The organism is Methylorubrum extorquens (assembly GCF_024169925.1).
Lineage (GTDB): Bacteria > Pseudomonadota > Alphaproteobacteria > Rhizobiales > Beijerinckiaceae > Methylobacterium > Methylobacterium extorquens_A.
In genome coordinates this window covers 3,472,992-3,488,830 of sequence record NZ_JALJXF010000001.1, presented here as the reverse complement: position 1 = coordinate 3,488,830, position 15,839 = coordinate 3,472,992, and the positions used below count along the sequence as shown (strand labels likewise).

The window sequence follows — 15,839 nt, the reverse complement described above, 5'->3', positions numbered from 1 at the left end:
CTTCGGCAGCGGCTGTGAAGAATGCACTTTTCCGGGGATGGATTTGCACCCGACATATCGGAGCCGCAATCTGGCGCGAGAGGTGCCTCGACTGATCGTCACAGTCGTGGCGTGATCGATCGGCAACGGAGGCTGCAAATTCTCTCGGTTGCTTCGCGCAGCGGTTGTCGTTCGCGGGGCTGTTGTGAGAGGCGTTCGGCCGGATGGTGCAGCGCACACCGCTTCACGACTAGGGATTGAGCGCCTGGGAATGTCGCAGCCTCGTGCCCATGCCATAGGCCCCTGCGCCGCCACGTTCCTGTTCCTGCAGGGGATCGCGTCCCCGTTCTTCTCGGTCCTCGGAAACGCTCTGCGCGAGCGCGGCCACGGCGTCCGCCGCATCAACTTCTCGGCCGGCGACTGGTTGTTCTGGCCCTTCCCCGCCGACCATTACCGCGGCAAGCGCGACGGCTGGGACGCCTACCTCGAAGCCTATATCCGCACGCACGCCGTCACCGACATCGTGCTGTTCGGCGATTGCCGACCCTACCATCAGGCTGCGGTGCTCGTCGCCAAGCCGATGGGCGTGCGCATCCACGTGTTCGAGGAGGGCTACATCCGGCCCTACTGGATCACCTGCGAGGCAGGCGGGGTGAACGGCAACTCGACCCTGCCGAAGCGGGCTGAAGAGATTCGGGAGCTGGCGCGCAAGCTGCCGCAGCCTGGACGGGCCATGCCGCTGACCGGAGACATGGGCCGGCGCAGCCTGTGGGATATCGGCTTCAACATCGCCAATATCGGCTTTCCGTACCTCTATCCGGGCTTTCGCACCCACCGGCCGAACCACATCGCCGCCGAATATGCCGGCTGGATCCGGAAGTTCGTGCGCCGCCGCCGCACCCGCCGTGAGGCGGCGCGGGTGAACGAGATCTACCACGCGATCAACGCCGATTATTTCCTGCTGCCGCTCCAGCTCGACAGCGACTACCAGATCCGCGTCCACTCGCCGTTCCTCGGCGTCGAGGGCTTCATGGACCGGGTGATCGCCTCCTTCGCCAAGCATTCGCAGGCGCCGACGCGGCTCCTGGTGAAGCTGCACCCGCTCGACAGCGGCATCATGAACTGGCGCAAGCGCGCCCGCCAATCGGCCAAGCGCCACGGCTGCAACGACCGGCTCGACTTCATCGACGGCGGCGACCTGCCCAAGCTCATCGACGGCAGCCGCGGCGTCGTTCTCGTGAACTCCACCGTCGGGATGCTCGCCCTCGAGCGCGGACGGCCGACGCTGGCCTTCGGCTCGGCGGTCTACAACATGCCGGGCCTGACCCATCAGGGCGACATCGACACCTTCTGGAGTAACCCTCAGGCACCCGACGCCGCACTGATGCAGGATTTCTTCCGGGTCGTCATGAACCGTACTCAGATCAATGGCGGCTACTTCTCCCGCTCGGCGATCGAGCGGGCCGTGGCCGGCGCCGTGCCGCGTCTTGAGGCGGCACTTCCGCCTGCCGCGCTGGCCGCCGCCCGCGACACGCTGGAACAGGCCGGGCGCGACGGAAGCCTCTCCCCCGCCTTTTGACCGCCGGCCTTCGACACGGTCACGACCCGGCTCCTCAGCGGAAAGACCTCTCTCCTTGACCGTCATCCTGATCACCGGTGCCTCCAGCGGCATCGGCGCAGCCCTCGCACGCTTCTACGCCGGGACCGGCGCGAGCCTCAGGCTCACGGGCCGCGACCGGGAGCGGCTGGAGGCGGTGGCGCAGGAGTGCCGGACGCGAGGCGCCGAGGTGCTGACGCGGCTGATCGACGTGCGCGAGCGGGAGGCGGTCGGCGCCTGGATCCACGAGACCGATGCGGCGACACCCCTCGATCTCGTCATCGTCAACGCGGCGGTCAACGGGGGGCACCCATCCGGCGGCTTGGAGACGGAGGCGACGGCCTTCGAGACGGCGGATATCAATCTCACCGGCGCGCTCAACGTGATGCTGCCCTGCGTGACCCTGATGAGTGGGCGCGGCCGGGGACAGATCGCGCTGATTTCTTCGCTGGCCGCCTACGCGCCGCTGCCCGACGCGCCGGCCTATAGCGGCGCCAAGGCGGCTTTGCTCGCTCATGGTCTCGCGCTCCGCCAGAAGCTGAAGCCCCTCGGTGTGCGCCTCAGCGTCGTGACGCCGGGCTACGTCAAGACGCCGATGGGCGGCGTCATCAAGGGCTGGCGCCCCCTGGAGATGACGGCGGACGAGGCCGCCGCCCGCATCGCCCGCGGGCTGGAGCGCAATCAGGACGTGATCGCCTTCCCGGCGATCCTCGCCGCGCTCGCCCGTGGCGCGCTGTTGGTGCCCGAATCGCTGCGCAGCGCCGGGCTGAGCGGCTTTCGATTCCGTAACCGGGCGCGGCGGTGATGCCGCCCCTCCGGATCGCCCTGTTCGCCCTGGAGGCGCTGCCGAACGCCCGCGCGGTGCGTCGCTTCGTGGCGGATCACGCCGGTGAGATCGCTTTCGTCGGCCTCTCCAACGCCGAGCGGCCGGCAACCGGCGGGCTCGTCGGTCAGGTCCGGCGGCATCTCGCTCGGTCCGGCCCCGGCTTCCTTCCTTATCTCGGCGTGAACTTCGGGCTGCCGGACCTGCTCCGCCCGCTCGCGCCCCTCACCCAGCGCCTCGGCGGCAGCCGCGGGACGCCCGAGGCGACGCCGCTCGCCGCTCTGTGTCACGGGCTCGGAATTCCGACTCTGTGGGTCGATGACGTGAACGGCGATGATATCGGCAGAAGCTTTGCGGCGCACGCGCCCGACCTGATCGTCACCTTCCACTTCGACCAGATTCTGTCCGCGGCCACGCTCGCGCGTGCTCGGCTCGGCGGGATCAACCTCCATCCGAGCCTGCTGCCGCTCCATCGCGGGCCCGTGCCGACGATCCACGCGCTGGCGGACGGGAAGGGGGCGTTCGGCGTCACCGTCCACCGCCTCGCGCCCACGATCGATGCCGGGGCGATCCTGGCCCAGGAAGCCGTCGCGCTGCCCGACGGCACCACCGCCACCCGCGCGGCCGTGCGGCTGCACGAGCACGGCCGCCTCATGGTCGATCGCGTGCTCGGCCAGATTGCCGCCGAAGGGGCGATTCCGGCGGGCCGCACCGTTCCGGTGCTGCCCTATTGCGGCTTTCCCGACCGGGCGCTGTTGGCGCGGATGCGCCGTGAGGGTCGGCTCCTTACCGACGGGCAGGACCTGCGGGACGCGCTAACGCTGTCCCGCAAGGAGTGAGCTTTACGTCCGAAGGGCGGCGTCGAGATCGTCGATGAGATCCTGCGCATCCTCGATGCCGATCGAGAGGCGGACGACCTCGGGGCCGGCGCCCGCCGACCGCTTCTGCTCGTCCGTCAGCTGGCGATGCGTGGTCGAGGCCGGATGGATCACCAGCGAGCGGGTGTCGCCGATATTGGCGAGATGGCTGAAGAGCTGGAGGTTCGAGACCAGTTTGACGCCCGCCTCGTAGCCGCCCTTGAGACCGAAGGTGAACACGGCACCCGCGCCCTTGGGCGTGTAGCGCTGCGCGAGTGCGTGATAGCGGTCGCTCGTGAGGCCGGGATAGCTCACCCAATCGACATCGGCGTGGTCCGCGAGGAAGGTCGCCACCTTCAGGGCATTGTCGGAGTGGCGCTGCATCCGGAGCGGAAGGGTCTCGATGCCGTTGAGGATCAGGAAGGCGTTGAATGGCGACAGCGACGGGCCGAGGTCGCGCAGGGACAGCACGCGCACGGCGATGGCGAACCCGAAATTGCCGAAGGTCTCGGCCAACACCATGCCGGCATATTCGGGCCGCGGCTCCGACAGCATCGGGTAGCGCGCATCGCCCTGCCACTGGAACGTGCCGCCGTCGACGATGAGGCCGCCGATGGAATTGCCGTGACCGCCGAGGAACTTGGTGGCCGAATGCACGACGATGTCGGCGCCATGCTCGAACGGCTTGATCAGGTACGGCGTCGCCATCGTGTTGTCGACGATGAGCGGGATGTTGTGGCGCTTGGCGATGACGCTGAGGGCGGCGATGTCGGTGATGACGCCGCCGGGATTGGCGATCGATTCGCAGAAGATCGCCTTGGTGCGCGGGGTGATCGCCCGCTCGAAGGAATCCGGATCGTCGGTATCGGCCCAGACCACCTGCCAGCCGAAGTTCTTGTAGCTGTGATTGAACTGGTTGATCGAGCCGCCGTAGAGCTTGTTGGCCGCGATGAACTCGTCGCCCGGCTGCATCAGCGCGTGCATGGTCAGGAACTCGGCGGCGTGGCCCGAGGCGACGGCGAGCGCGGCGGTGCCGCCTTCGAGCGCGGCGATGCGCTCCTCCAGCACGGCGTTCGTCGGGTTGGTAATCCGGGTGTAGATGTTGCCGAAGGCCTGGAGCCCGAACAGCGAGGCGGCGTGGTCCACGTCGTCGAAGACGAAGCTCGTCGTCTGGTAGATCGGCGTCGCCCGCGCGCCCGTGGCCGGGTCGGGGGTCGCGCCGGCGTGGATCGCGAGGGTGTTGAAGCCGGGCTGGCGGTCGGTCATCGGAAAACTCCTCAAGACGCGTCGTTTACGCTCCTGCTCTTCGGCGGTGCAAGCGCCGCCGTGGCATGCGACCTCTCCCTTCGGCATGGAGCGCTGTTCGGGAATGTGGACTCCGATGCGGGCCGCGACACCGGGATGGTGCGCAGGGGTGACGATCGGAAGGGAACGTTGCGGCACTGCACAGCGCTCAAGCGCAGCAGTCTAGACATGTTCGCATCTGCCATGTCACAGAGCCGCGCGAACCAAACGGTAATCCGGTGACCCACGGTCGCATTGATTGCCCCGGCGCGATGGTGTCTGCCGTTGCGTCAGATTTTGAATTTGAAAGCCTTCAAGGTGCGCGCGGGCGAAGTCGCCGGAGCGCTGCCCAGAAAGGCTCGGCGCGGCGGCTGACGGGAGGACCACCTTGGCGGACGAAGGGCCTCAGGGCACCAAGCGAGATTTCCTGTTCCTCGCGACCGGCGCGGGATTGGCCGTCGGGGCGGGCGCGGTGGCGTGGCCCTTCGTGGCCTCGATGGCGCCCGATGCGGCGACCGTCGCGGCCGGTGCGCCGCTCGACGTGGACCTCACACCGATCCAGGACGGCCAGATCGTCAACGTGTTCTGGCGCGGCAAGCTGATCTTCGTGCGCAAGCTCACGGAGAAGGAAGTCACGGACATGAAGGCCGTGCCGCTCTCCGAGATGATCGACCCGGCTTCCTATGAATCCCGGGTGAAGAAGGGCCACGATCAGTGGCTCGTCAGCTACGGCAACTGCACCCATCTCGGCTGCGTGCCGATCGGCCATTCCGGCAATTACGAGGGTTGGTCCTGCCCCTGCCACGGCTCGCAGTTCGACGCTGTCGGCCGCGTGCGCCGCGGCCCGGCGCCGACCAACCTGCCGATTCCGCCCTACGCCTTCGAGACCGATACCAAGATCAAGATCGGCGAAGAGGGCGGCAAGGCGGTCGCCTGACAACAGGACACGAGAAGCCGGAGCGGGCAAACCGATGAGCAGCGCACACGCGACCTCGACCTACGTACCCAAGAGCCGCCTCGCGAAGTGGTTCGAGTCACGGCTGCCGCTGGTTGGGCTGGTGCACTCGTCCTTCGTCGCCTTCCCGGTTCCGCGTAACCTCAACTACTTCTGGACCTTCGGCGCGATCCTGATCGCGTTCCTGGGTATCCAGATCATCACCGGCGTCTGGCTGGCGATGCACTACGATCCGAACGCCAGCAATGCGTTCGAGAGCGTCGAGCACATCATGCGCGACGTGAATTACGGCTGGCTCCTGCGCTACGCGCACGCCAACGGCGCGTCGATGTTCTTCGTGGCGGTCTACGTCCACATCTTCCGCAACCTCTATTACGGGTCCTACAAGGCCCCGCGCGAGGTGCTCTACCTGCTCGGCGTCATCATCTACCTGCTGATGATGGCCACCGCCTTCCTCGGCTACACCCTGCCGTGGGGCCAGATGAGCTTCTGGGGCGCCACCGTCATCACCAACATCCTGGCGGCGATTCCGGTCGTCGGCGACACGATCCAGAGCCTGCTCTGGGGCGGCTACTCGGTCGGCAACCCGACCATCAACCGCTTCTTCTCGCTGCACTTCCTGCTGCCGTGGATGATCGCCGGCGTCGTCGTCCTGCACGTCTGGGCGCTGCACGTCACGGGCCAGAACAACCCGGCCGGCATCCCGATCAAGTCGAGCAAGGACGCCGTGCCCTTCACCCCCTACGCGACCATCAAGGACGTGTTCGCGGTGGTGGTGTTCATGATCCTGTTCGCGTGGTTCATCTTCTACCAGCCGAACTATCTCGGCCACGCCGACAACTACGTCCCGGCCAACCCGTCGGTGACGCCCGCGCACATCGTGCCGGAATGGTACTTCCTGCCCTTCTACGCGATCCTGCGCGCGGTGCCGGACAAGCTCGGCGGCGTGATCCTGATGTTCGGCGCGGTGCTGATCCTGGCCTTCGCGCCCTGGCTCGACACCTCGCGGGTTCGCTCCTGCAACTACCGTCCGGTCTACCGGGTGTTCTTCTGGGTGTTCCTGGTCAACGCCATCATCCTCGGCTGGCTCGGCGCCAAGCCCCCGGAAGGCGGCTACGTCCTCGCCTCGCGGATCTGCACCGTCTACTACTTCGCCCACTTCCTCATCGTCATGCCGTTGGTCGGCCTGTTCGAGACGCCTGACCGCCTGCCGGGCTCGATCCTCGAGACCGTGACCGGTCCGGGTAAGCAGGTGAGCGGATCCGGCATGCCCGCGGGTGCTGCGGCCGAACCCGCCAAGCGCGCCTAAGGGCTGAGGGAGAGAACAACGATGCGCATCGCACGCCTCGCCGCCGCGACCCTGCTCGCGGCCTCCCTCGGTGCCGGCTCGGCTCTGGCCGAGGACGGACACGGCACCAATCCGCCGCGGGAGAAGTGGTCCTTCGCCGGCATGTTCGGCCGCTTCGACCAGGCGCAGCTCCAGCGCGGCTTCCGAGTCTACAAGGAAGTCTGCGCAAACTGTCACTCCATGCGGCTGGTCGCCTTCCGCAACCTCGCGGAGCCGGGCGGACCCGGCTTCACCGAGGGGCAGGTCAAGGCACTCGCCGAGACCTACAGCGTCAAGGAACTCGACGATTCCGGCGCCGAGAAGGAGCGTCCGGCCCGTCCGGCCGATCGCTTCCCGTCGCCGTTCCCGAACGATAAGGCGGCTGCGGCAGCCAATGGCGGCAAGGCGCCGCCGGACTTCTCGGTGCTGGCCAAAGCCCGCACCTACGAGCGCGGCTTCCCGCTCTTCGTGTTCGATGCGCTGCCCTTCACCGGCTATTCCGAGCAGGGCGTCGATTACATCCACGCGCTCCTGACCGGCTACGAGGACGCCCCCAAGGGTTTCACGATGCCTGAGAGCGGCTACTACAACAAATACTATCCCGGCCACGTGATCGCGATGCCGCCGCCGATCAGCGACGGCCAGGTCACATACCCGAAGAACGACAAGGGCGAACTGTTCGTGCCGGAGACGGCGGACCAGTACTCGCGCGACGTGTCGGCCTTCATGGCCTGGGCGGCCGAGCCGCACATGATGGCCCGCAAGTCTCTGGGCCTTCGGGTGATCCTGTTCCTCTTCGTCCTGGCGGGTCTGCTGTTCTACGTGAAGAAGCAGGTTTGGAAGAAGGTCGGCGGCGAGGTGCACGGCCTCCAGCCCGAGCTGCATAAGACCTACTGAGCCAGCGCTCCCACGGTCGAACCGACGAACGGGCCCCTCGCGGGCCCGTTTGCGTGTCGGGGAATGCCTACGTTAAAGGTTCCCCAGCACCGGACGAACCGATCCGGGCCCATTCAAAAAATATCACCGCCGGGACTGACGGCGCCCTGCGCGCAGCAGATGCGCAGCGTGCCTTTCGGCTTGGCCCATAGACAAGGGTATTCTTGCATGACGGCAGCGGTTCTCGGCGTGATCGGCGGCTCGGGCGTCTACGACCTGCCCGGCCTGGAGGATGTCCGCGAGGAGGCGATCACGTCGCCCTGGGGCGAGCCCTCCGACGCGCTGCGCATCGGCCGCATCGGCGAGACCAAGGTGGTGTTCCTGGCCCGCCACGGGCGCGGCCACCGCTTCTCACCCACGGGCATCAACTACCGCGCCAACATCGACGTGCTGAAGCGCGCGGGCGTCACCGACATCGTCTCGCTCTCGGCTTGCGGCTCGTTCCGCAACGAGCTGCATCCCGGCCTGTTCGTTCTGGTCGATCAGTTCGTTGACCGCACCTTCGGGCGCGCGACCTCGTTCTTCGGCAATGGCTGCGTCGCCCACGTGCCCTTCGCTCATCCGGTCGGGCCGCTGCTGCAGCGGCGCATCGCCGCCGCGGCGGAAGCCGAGGGCATCACGGTGCACAAGGGCGGCACCTATGTCTGCATGGAGGGGCCGCAATTCTCCTCGATGGCCGAGTCGAAGCACTACAAGGCGGCGAATTTCGACGTCATCGGCATGACCAACATGCCCGAGGCCAAGCTCGCCCGCGAGGGCGAGATCACCTACGCGACCATCGCCATGGTGACGGACTACGATTGCTGGCACCCGAGCCACGACAGCGTGGACGTCGCCTCGGTGATCGCCGTCGCCCGCGCCAACGCCGACAAGGCGGCCCAGCTCGTCTCCCGCGTTGCCCGCGACTTTCCGGCCGAGCGCGAGGATTGCCCGGCGGGCTCGCACCGGGCGCTGGACGGCGCGATCATGACGGCGCCCGCGCACCGTGATCCGGAGCTGCTGGCCAAGCTCGACGCGGTGGCCGGGCGTGTGCTGAAGGGCTGAACCGTCATCGCGGGGCGGAGCCGAAGCGATCCGGGCCGCGACGCTTCAAGCCGGGCATCTCACCCGGTTGCGTTGCGGCCCTCGACGGCTTCGCTCCACCCGCCGTGACGGCGGGCGGCTTCACAAGACATCAGCGTGCGCAGCCGTTCTCGCGTTCCTGGCGCTGGATATCGGCGATGTCGGCGCGCTGGCGGGCGGAGAGCGGCACATCGGCCAGCGCGTCGTACTTGCAGCCGGAATTGCCGAAGGCGCGGATCGCCCGCTCGGTGCGGAAGCAGTAGCCCGCATCCTTGTAGATCGCGTTGCGCTCGCCCCACAGCTCGTCGCAGGGGAAGGCCGCCAGGGCGGGCGAGGCCGTGAGCGACACGAGAATGGCCGCGGCGAGGAAACGCATCGATGGGGCTCCGAGCCGTCGGAGCACGGGCGTCCTCAGGCGGTCTTGAGGGTCAGTGAGCGGCTCGGCTCGCGGCCGAACCCGCGGATTTCCAGTCGGTCGCCCGCGATCTCCACCACGGCAAAGGCCGAGCTGTCCGGCGTGTCTACCATGCCGTGGAAGTTGACGTAGTGGATTCCGTCGCGCTCGGCGTAATTGCCCGCATGATTGTGGCCGTTGAAATAGGCGATAACGTGGGGCTGCCCCGCGAGCAGCCCCGTGATCCGGCCGGCATCCCAGAGATTGTGCGGGTTGTCGGGCGCGATGGGGTAATGGTTGAGCACGACGACCCGCTCGCCGGCCTTCCGCGCCGCCGCCAGCCGGCGCTCCAGCCACGTGAACTGTAACTCACTGAGCGACCCATTCCAGGGCTTGGCGTTGACGAGGCCGGCCGCATTGGCCTGCTCCAGGCGCTCCGCAGCCAGCCTCCGGCGCGGATCGTCCGGTGGCGGGGCAAACAGCGAGACATCGTTACCGTCGAGTACGATGAAACGGATGCCGGCGACTGCAAAGTCGTAGTACGGCCCCTCCATGCCGAGCAGGCCCGGCACCCGCCCGAGATCTTCAGGCGCCACTTGGAAGTCGTGATTGCCGAGCAGGAACCGGGTCTCGTGGCGCAGCGTCCGGTAGATCGGCAGGATCTTCTCGTAGCTCGCCACGTCGCGGTCGATGACGTCGCCGAGCGTCACGACGAAGCGCAGATCCTCCCCGTTCAGGGTCGCGACCGCCGCGCGCATCTTGTCGAGGCTGTTGGCGTAGTAGCGGCCGAGCGTCAGGTTGGGCGGCGCCTCGGCATATTGCGGATCGGCGATCACGCCGAAGCGCAGGGGCCCGTCGGCGGCTCCGGCGCGGCCGGCAAGGAGCGCGGCGCTGGCGGCGAGGACGGAACGGCGGGACAGCATGGCGGCTTCTCGGCATCGGTGAGCCCGGCAGGCTGGCGCGCCGGCATGACCGGCGAATGACGCCGGGCGGCTTCCCGGGGCGGTTCACGCGGGATCGCCGCCAGGACCCTTCAGCAAGCCCCCTCAAGCAAGACCCTTCAAGACCCTTCCCCCACCGGGCAAAACCACACTACAAGGCAGGCCCGGCCGGCCGCTGAAGGCCCGCCGTCCGTTTTCAGGATCAGACGCCCGTATCCGATGCGTACAGCCAGCATCAGCCGCCGCACGGCAGAGACCGACGTGTCCGTCTCGATTGATCTCGACGGCACCGGCAAGGCCGCGATCGCGACCGGCGTCGGCTTCCTCGACCACATGCTGGAGCTGTTCGCCCGGCACGGCCTGTTCGACGTGACGATCAAGGTCGCCGGTGACCTGCACGTCGATCAACACCACACCACCGAGGATACTGGCATCGCGCTGGGCCAGGCGGTGGCTCAGGCGCTCGGTGACAAGCGCGGCATCGCCCGCTACGCCGACATCCACCTGCCGATGGACGAGACGCTGAGCCGCATCGCGATCGACATTTCCGGCCGCCCGTTCCTCGTGTTCCGCACGAGCTTCCGCGTCGAGAAGATCGGCCAGTTCGACACCGAGCTGGTCCGGGAGTTCTTCCAGGCCTTCGCGATGAATGCCGGCATCACGCTGCACGTCGAGACGCTCTACGGCGAGAACGCGCACCACATCGCCGAGAGCGTGTTCAAGGGGCTGGCCCGGAGCTTGCGGAAGGCCGTCGCCATCGACCCGCGTGAGGACGGACGCGTTCCCTCCACCAAGGGATCGCTCTGAGACCATTTGAGGAGGAGCGAGAATGCGGACCTACACGCTGCACGTTCCCGAAGGCTCGGTTCGGGGTGACCCGCGGGCACTGGAACAGGCGCATCTCGTGCGCGACGGCTTCTCGTGGAACGCCTTCGCGTTCACGGTGCTGTGGTTCCTGCGCCACCGCCTCTGGCTCGCGGCGCTCCTCGTGCTGGTGGGGCTCGTCGGGCTGGCGTTCGCGGGCCGGGCTCTCGGCCTTTCGCCGTTCGCGGCGCTGATCGTGACGGGGCTGGTGAGCCTGCTGATCGGCATGGAGGCGTCGAGCTTGCGCCGCTGGACCTATGGCCGTCGGGGCAAGCCTGCTCTGGACGCGGTGATGGCGAACTCGCAGGAAGAGGCCGAATTGAAGGCCGCCGCTCGGTGGCTCGATGCCGAACCGGTTCCGGGCAGCGCCACGACGGGTTTCCCCACGTCGGCCGTGATCCGCCCGACGCATCGCCGCGGCGATGACGCGGTGATCGGTCTTTTCCCCGCGAGCGAGGGTGGACGGTGAGCGAGCAGACCGTCGCGATCATCGATTACGGATCGGGCAATCTCCACTCGGCGGCGAAGGCGTTCGAGCGTGCGGCGCGCGAGGCCGGGCTCGACGGCACCCGCATCGTCGTCACCGACGTGCCGGAAGCGGTGGCCGGGGCCGACCGCGTGGTGCTGCCCGGTGTTGGCGCCTATGCCGATTGCCGCCGCGGCCTCGATGCGGTGCCCGGCATGGTCGAGGCCATGACCGAGGCCGTCAGGGTGCAGGGCAAGCCGTTCCTCGGCATCTGCGTCGGCATGCAGCTGATGGCGAGTCGCGGTCTCGAATACGAGGAGACCGCGGGCCTGAACTGGATTCCTGGCGATGTCGGCCCGATCGAGCCGGCCGACCCGGCGCTCAAGATCCCGCATATGGGATGGAACACCCTGCAGCTCGACCGTGAGCACGCGCTGCTGCGCGACATCGCGATCGGGGAGGGCGGGCTCCACGCCTACTTCGTCCACAGCTTCGCGCTGAAGGCCGCCGAGCCGGCCGACGTGGTCGCCCATGCCGAGTATGGCGGGCCGGTCACGGCCATGGTCGCGCATGACAATATGGCCGGCACCCAGTTCCACCCCGAGAAGAGCCAGCGCCTCGGCCTCGCGCTCCTCGGCAACTTCCTGCGCTGGCGCCCCTGAGGGCCGCCTTTGTCCGACACATCGTATTCGCGAGCTGACGCGTGATTCTGTATCCGGCCATCGACCTCAAGGAAGGGCGCTGCGTCCGCCTCGTTCAAGGCGACATGGCCCAGGCCAAGGTTTTCAACGACGATCCCGCCGCGCAAGGGGCGGCCTTCGAGTCGCAGGGGTTCTCCTGGCTCCACGTGGTCGATCTCGACGGTGCCTTCGCCGGAGAGCCCCGCAACGCCGCGGCGGTCGATGCCATCCTGGCGCGCGTCAGCCTGCCGGTGCAGCTCGGCGGCGGCGTGCGCGAGATGCGCACCCTCGAAGGCTGGCTGGAAAAAGGCGTGAGCCGCGTCATCATCGGCACGGCCGCCGTACGTGACCCCGCCTTCGTCCGCGAGGCGGCTCGCCGCCATCCCGGCCGCATCGCCGTCGGCATCGACGCCAAGGACGGGCGCGTGGCGGTGGAGGGCTGGGCCCAGACCTCCAGCATGACCGCGGAAGAGCTTGGGCGCCGCTTCGAGGATGCTGGTGTGGCCGCCATCATCTACACCGACATCGCCCGCGACGGCATCCTCAAGGGGCTCAACATCGAGATGACGCTGGCGCTGGCCTCGGCCGTCAGCATCCCGGTCATCGCCTCGGGCGGCCTCGCCTCGATCGCCGATGTCGAGCGGCTGCTCGAGCCGGACTGCGCCGTGCTGGCCGGCGCCATCACCGGCCGCGCCCTCTACGACGGCCGCATCGACCCGAGGGAAGCACTCGCCGCCATCGCCCGTGCCAGGGGCCGTGACCAGGGGAGCGCCGCGTGATCGCGGCCCTCCGACCCCCGACAGCCTGAAGGCCATTCACGCGTGCTCAAGACCCGCATCATCCCCTGCCTGGACGTGAAGGACGGGCGCGTCGTGAAGGGCGTGCAATTCCTCGAACTGCGCGATGCCGGCGACCCGGTCGAGTCGGCCAAGGCCTACGATGCGGCCGGTGCCGACGAACTCTGCTTTCTCGACATCACCGCAAGCCACGAGGCGCGCGGCACCCTGCTCGACGTGGTGAGCCGCACGGCGGAAGCCTGCTTCATGCCCCTCACCGTCGGCGGCGGGGTGCGGACCGTGGCCGACGTGCGCACGCTCCTGCTCGCGGGCGCCGACAAGGTCGGCATCAACACCGCTGCCGTGAAGAATCCCGACTTCGTCGCCGAGGCGGCGGAAAAGTTCGGCGACCAGTGCATCGTCGTGGCGATCGACGCCAAGCGGGTCTCCGGTCCGGACGAGGCTGCGCGCTGGGAAATCTTCACCCATGGCGGGCGCAACCCGACCGGGATCGATGCGGTGGAGTTCGCCCGTACGGTCTCTGAGCGGGGTGCGGGCGAACTCCTCGTCACATCCATGGACAAGGACGGCACACGCTCCGGCTACGACCTTGCGCTCACCCGCGCCATCACCGATGCGGTGAGGGTGCCGGTGATCGCCTCCGGCGGCGTCGGCGGGCTCGACGACCTCGTGGCGGGCGTCCGTGACGGCGGCGCGAGCGCGGTGCTGGCCGCCTCGATCTTCCACTTCGGTCACCATACGGTCGGCGAGGCCAAGACCCACATGGCCGCCGCCGGACTTGCGATGCGGCTCGATCCGTAACCGGTATCCGGTGGGCGGGTGACCGCGCCCCTTGACCGGGCGCGTGGGCCTGCGCAGGGTTTAAAGTGCCGGTATCCGATCATGCGATGCCGCATGATACGGTTTTCGCTTGCGCGCCTTATGACGAAGTTCAGCCTCGACGACCTTGCCGCCCTCGTGGACAGCCGCGCCGGCACACCCCCCGAGACATCCTACACCGCAAAGCTGCTCTCCGAGGGGACGGCCAAGGCCGCCAAGAAGCTCGGCGAGGAGGCGGTCGAGGCCGTCATCGCCGCGGTGCAGGGCGACCCCAAGGCGCTCGTCTCGGAGGCGGCCGACGTGCTCTATCACCTTGTCGTGACCTTGAAGGCAGCGGGTGTGCCGCTCGACGACGTGATGACGGAGCTGGGTCGGCGCACCGCGCAGAGCGGGCTCGCCGAGAAGGCGGCGCGGAGGCACACATGATCGGCGCCCCGATCCCGTCGGCGGGGATCGAACCGGAGGAGCGTCAGAATCCCGTGACCGGCCAGGGGCCGGGCCGCCTCTCGCCCTACCGGATCTTTTCGCGGGACGAATGGGCGCAATTGCGCGCCGATGCCCCGCTGACGCTGAGCGCCGAGGATATCGGCCGCCTGCAATCCCTTAACGACCCGATCTCGATCGAGGAGGTGGTGGCGATCTACCTGCCGCTCTCCCGCCTGCTCTCGCTCTACGTCGCGGCGACGCAGGGACTGTTCAAGGCGACGCAGCGCTTCCTGCTCGCCGAGCACGACGCCAAGGTACCCTACATCATCGGCCTCGCCGGCTCGGTGGCGGTCGGCAAATCGACGACGGCGCGGGTGCTGAAGGCCCTGCTGGCACGCTGGCCCAATACCCCGAAGGTCGATCTCATCACGACCGACGGCTTCCTCCATCCCAATGCCGAATTGCAGCGAATGGGCGCGATGGAGCGGAAAGGCTTTCCCGAGAGCTACGACAGCGCCGCCCTGCTGCGCTTCCTTGCCGACATCAAGGCCGGGCACCGGCGCGTTGCCGCCCCGGTCTATTCCCACCTCGTCTACGACGTGGTGCCCGGCGAGGAGCAGGTGATCGAATCGCCCGACATCCTCATCGTCGAGGGTCTCAACGTCCTCCAGCCGGCGCGCCTGCCGCGGGACGGCACCGCGATTCCCTTCGTCTCGGACTTCTTCGACTTCTCGATCTATCTCGACGGGCACGAGGACGACCTGCACCGCTGGTACGTCAACCGCTTCCTGCGCCTGCGCCAGACCGCCTTCCGCGATCCGCTCTCCTATTTCCGCAAATACGCCGAGGCCTCCGAGAGTGAGGCGCTGGAGATCGCCGACCGGCTCTGGACGACGATCAACCTGCCGAACCTGCGCGACAACATTCTGCCGACGCGCCAGCGGGCCGGCCTGATCCTGGCCAAGGGGCCGAGCCATCGCATCGAGAGCGTGGCGCTGCGGCGGTTGTAACCAGCGGCACTCAAGCGCTTGATTCTAGCCCCCCTCGCGCGTCGCGAGTCCGAGCATGTGCCGTCCGGATCGCGGTCACGCGACACACCCATCGACGGGGATACCCCGCGATGCGCGCTTCGCCTCCCATGCAGGCAGGTCGTCCTCGGTCGTCCCGACACAGAGATGCAATAGCCCTGTCCCGTCATGCGGCGGGCTCGACCCGCCATACAGGCGCTGCGGTGACACGGATGCGCCGCGCCCGAACCGCAGACGCATGTTCCACCCGCCGGGGTCGTAGGCCTGGAGTGTCTCGAACTTCAGAGCGTGCTCGAGACCGATAGCGGTTTCATAGAAGTCATGGGCTCTCTGTCAGTCATCGACGTGCAGCACCGGCTCTACGATGCAATCGGGCCGCAGCATCGCCGATCATCTTCTTTCTTTGAGTGCGCGATGCCAATCGGCGCGCACCGCATTCTCCTCCGATCTTGTCGGCTATGAACCGCAACTCCGGTGGAAGACACCGGGGACAACTCGCCAAACGGCTCAGCTTGCCCGCAAATCGCCCCGCACTGCCTTGGGGATGCCACAACCTCGGCCGTGTTTGCGCCACATCCGGCGACGTAAGTGTGGCCCATACGCC

17 protein-coding genes are annotated in these 15,839 nt (G+C 67.8%); 14 read left to right on the top strand and 3 right to left on the bottom strand.

What is annotated here, in order from left to right:
* Window positions 1-250: 250 nt before the first annotated feature.
* The 3 genes from J2W78_RS16495 to J2W78_RS16485 are packed head-to-tail and all read left to right on the top strand — an operon-like array spanning window position 251 to window position 3,238.
* On the top strand, window positions 251-1,558 hold the full coding sequence (locus tag J2W78_RS16495; protein ID WP_253372215.1) for a capsule biosynthesis protein: 1,308 nt from the start codon (window positions 251-253) through the stop codon (window positions 1,556-1,558).
* A gap of 55 nt (window positions 1,559-1,613) precedes the next feature.
* Entirely contained in the window at window positions 1,614-2,381 is a 768-nt protein-coding gene (locus J2W78_RS16490) for an SDR family NAD(P)-dependent oxidoreductase (RefSeq protein WP_253372213.1), read from the top strand.
* Entirely contained in the window at window positions 2,381-3,238 is an 858-nt protein-coding gene (locus J2W78_RS16485) for a formyltransferase family protein (RefSeq protein WP_253372211.1), read from the top strand. The genes J2W78_RS16490 and J2W78_RS16485 overlap by 1 nt, the downstream gene beginning before the upstream one ends.
* A 3-nt stretch (window positions 3,239-3,241) precedes the next feature.
* Here J2W78_RS16485 and J2W78_RS16480 read toward each other — a convergent pair whose 3' ends face one another.
* Entirely contained in the window at window positions 3,242-4,522 is a 1,281-nt protein-coding gene (locus J2W78_RS16480; protein ID WP_253372209.1) for an O-acetylhomoserine aminocarboxypropyltransferase, read from the bottom strand.
* Window positions 4,523-4,928: 406 nt separating this feature from the next.
* On the opposite strand from J2W78_RS16480, the gene petA reads away from it, so the two are divergent.
* The 4 genes from petA to J2W78_RS16460 all read left to right on the top strand — a co-directional run bounded on the left by petA (window position 4,929) and on the right by J2W78_RS16460 (window position 8,802).
* A complete protein-coding gene (gene petA, locus J2W78_RS16475; protein WP_253372207.1) occupies window positions 4,929-5,477 on the top strand; it encodes a ubiquinol-cytochrome c reductase iron-sulfur subunit in 549 nt (182 codons plus the stop codon).
* A gap of 34 nt (window positions 5,478-5,511) precedes the next feature.
* The gene (locus J2W78_RS16470) at window positions 5,512-6,804 is read left to right on the top strand and encodes a cytochrome b (protein ID WP_253372205.1); all 1,293 of its coding nucleotides are present in this window, start codon (window positions 5,512-5,514) and stop codon (window positions 6,802-6,804) included.
* Window positions 6,805-6,825: 21 nt separating this feature from the next.
* Window positions 6,826-7,719, top strand: a complete 894-nt coding sequence (locus J2W78_RS16465) for a cytochrome c1 (RefSeq protein ID WP_253372203.1) — start codon at window positions 6,826-6,828, stop codon at window positions 7,717-7,719.
* A gap of 207 nt (window positions 7,720-7,926) precedes the next feature.
* A complete protein-coding gene (locus J2W78_RS16460; RefSeq protein WP_253372202.1) occupies window positions 7,927-8,802 on the top strand; it encodes an S-methyl-5'-thioadenosine phosphorylase in 876 nt (291 codons plus the stop codon).
* Between the two features lie 130 nt (window positions 8,803-8,932).
* On the opposite strand, the gene J2W78_RS16455 is transcribed toward J2W78_RS16460, so the two are convergent.
* Both J2W78_RS16455 and J2W78_RS16450 read right to left on the bottom strand, forming a co-directional pair.
* On the bottom strand, window positions 8,933-9,196 hold the full coding sequence (locus tag J2W78_RS16455) for a YARHG domain-containing protein (RefSeq protein ID WP_253372200.1): 264 nt from the start codon (window positions 9,194-9,196) through the stop codon (window positions 8,933-8,935).
* Between the two features lie 35 nt (window positions 9,197-9,231).
* Window positions 9,232-10,137 (bottom strand): metallophosphoesterase, encoded by a 906-nt coding sequence (locus tag J2W78_RS16450; RefSeq protein ID WP_253372198.1) that lies wholly within the window; start codon window positions 10,135-10,137, stop codon window positions 9,232-9,234.
* A gap of 237 nt (window positions 10,138-10,374) precedes the next feature.
* Between J2W78_RS16450 and hisB the strand changes: the two genes are divergently transcribed.
* The 7 genes from hisB (at window position 10,375) to coaA (ending at window position 15,217) form a co-directional block, all read left to right on the top strand.
* The gene (gene hisB, locus J2W78_RS16445) at window positions 10,375-10,962 is read left to right on the top strand and encodes an imidazoleglycerol-phosphate dehydratase HisB (protein ID WP_060769995.1); all 588 of its coding nucleotides are present in this window, start codon (window positions 10,375-10,377) and stop codon (window positions 10,960-10,962) included.
* Between the two features lie 22 nt (window positions 10,963-10,984).
* Window positions 10,985-11,488, top strand: a complete 504-nt coding sequence (locus tag J2W78_RS16440) for a DUF2628 domain-containing protein (RefSeq protein ID WP_253372197.1) — start codon at window positions 10,985-10,987, stop codon at window positions 11,486-11,488.
* Window positions 11,485-12,147 carry an imidazole glycerol phosphate synthase subunit HisH gene (hisH, locus tag J2W78_RS16435; RefSeq protein ID WP_253372195.1) on the top strand — a complete coding sequence of 221 codons (663 nt, stop codon included), beginning with the start codon at window positions 11,485-11,487 and terminating at the stop codon, window positions 12,145-12,147. The genes J2W78_RS16440 and hisH overlap by 4 nt, the downstream gene beginning before the upstream one ends.
* Before the next feature lie 41 nt (window positions 12,148-12,188).
* On the top strand, window positions 12,189-12,944 hold the full coding sequence (gene hisA, locus J2W78_RS16430) for a 1-(5-phosphoribosyl)-5-[(5-phosphoribosylamino)methylideneamino]imidazole-4-carboxamide isomerase (protein ID WP_253372193.1): 756 nt from the start codon (window positions 12,189-12,191) through the stop codon (window positions 12,942-12,944).
* Between the two features lie 42 nt (window positions 12,945-12,986).
* Window positions 12,987-13,763 carry an imidazole glycerol phosphate synthase subunit HisF gene (gene hisF, locus J2W78_RS16425; protein WP_253372190.1) on the top strand — a complete coding sequence of 259 codons (777 nt, stop codon included), beginning with the start codon at window positions 12,987-12,989 and terminating at the stop codon, window positions 13,761-13,763.
* 120 nt (window positions 13,764-13,883) lie between these two features.
* Complete coding sequence (locus J2W78_RS16420) at window positions 13,884-14,207, top strand: phosphoribosyl-ATP diphosphatase (protein WP_253372189.1); 324 nt, start codon at window positions 13,884-13,886, stop codon at window positions 14,205-14,207.
* A complete protein-coding gene (gene coaA / locus J2W78_RS16415) occupies window positions 14,204-15,217 on the top strand; it encodes a type I pantothenate kinase (RefSeq protein WP_253372187.1) in 1,014 nt (337 codons plus the stop codon). The genes J2W78_RS16420 and coaA overlap by 4 nt, the downstream gene beginning before the upstream one ends.
* Window positions 15,218-15,839 lie beyond the last annotated feature (622 nt).